This window comes from Roseospira navarrensis, from assembly GCF_009601025.1.
Lineage (GTDB): Bacteria > Pseudomonadota > Alphaproteobacteria > Rhodospirillales > Rhodospirillaceae > Rhodospira > Rhodospira navarrensis.
The window spans coordinates 1-832 of record NZ_WIVE01000166.1; the positions used below are offsets into that span (position 1 = coordinate 1).

Here is an 832-nt window from a genome sequence, read left to right on the forward strand (position 1 = left end):
GCTGGAATTCGAGCAGGGATCGAGGAAACTTGCTCATGGTCGGGCTCCGGAAATGGCGTGCGTTCACGTTATGTTCTACGCCGTTTCAGGCCACCTGTCACCACATGATGTGGTCCCGGACTCAAAGGGATAAGCCCTTAAAGAGATTTCGAAAATAACAGAGGTTATTACATATTCTATTCTTTCTCAGAATAATGAGGCCAGTATGCTTGAGATTGATACATTAGAGACCAATGCCGGTCTGATTATGGAGCAGTGTGCACAGTATGATAAAGAAAAATCTATTACAAAAGTGGAGCATATCACAAACGCTGTATTTTATTGCATTAAAGTTGTTGTTGATGACAAAGTTTTGTACGCTGTCAAAAAATCTGATTTAGATTGGAAGACGAAAAAGAGAATAAATGTTAGTTCTGTTGTATTTGAGAATTATAGGCTTGATATTGATAATAAGGACAGATTTACAATACACAATACAATTGATTTCTACGTATTTGGCGACAAAACATTTGTACGATCAAAGGGAAATTTCGAATCTATTATGCAGTACAAGGGAACTTACATACGGTGCTTTGAGGATTTGAAAAAGAATCCAGATTTTTGCTCGATTTTCAGTGACATGAAAGCGCTTGACGATTACATTGGGGACAATAAAATTCAACTGCGCCGTATTTCTTCTATTGTTGATAAGGGGCATTATAACAATCCTAGTTTTATGGATAATTTGCGAGCGCTGCACAAAAAATATAAACTCAAAGGCTTATCCCTTTGAGTCCGGGACCACATCATGTGGTGACAGGTGGCCTGAAACGGCGTAGAACATAACGTGAAC

The 832-nt window shown here is 38.8% G+C and carries 1 protein-coding gene; it reads left to right on the plus strand.

Features of this window, described 5'->3' with window-relative positions; translation table 11 throughout:
* The first annotated feature begins 205 nt into the window (after positions 1–205).
* A complete protein-coding gene (locus GHC57_RS19120) occupies positions 206–772 on the plus strand; it encodes a Kiwa anti-phage protein KwaB-like domain-containing protein (protein WP_153347255.1) in 567 nt (188 codons plus the stop codon).
* Positions 773–832 lie beyond the last annotated feature (60 nt).

Bases quoted from the DNA above. Each gene is read 5' to 3' on its own strand.
- GHC57_RS19120 (WP_153347255.1), top strand. From the start codon at position 206: ATGCTTGAGATTGATACATTAGAGACCAATGCCGGTCTGATTATGGAG.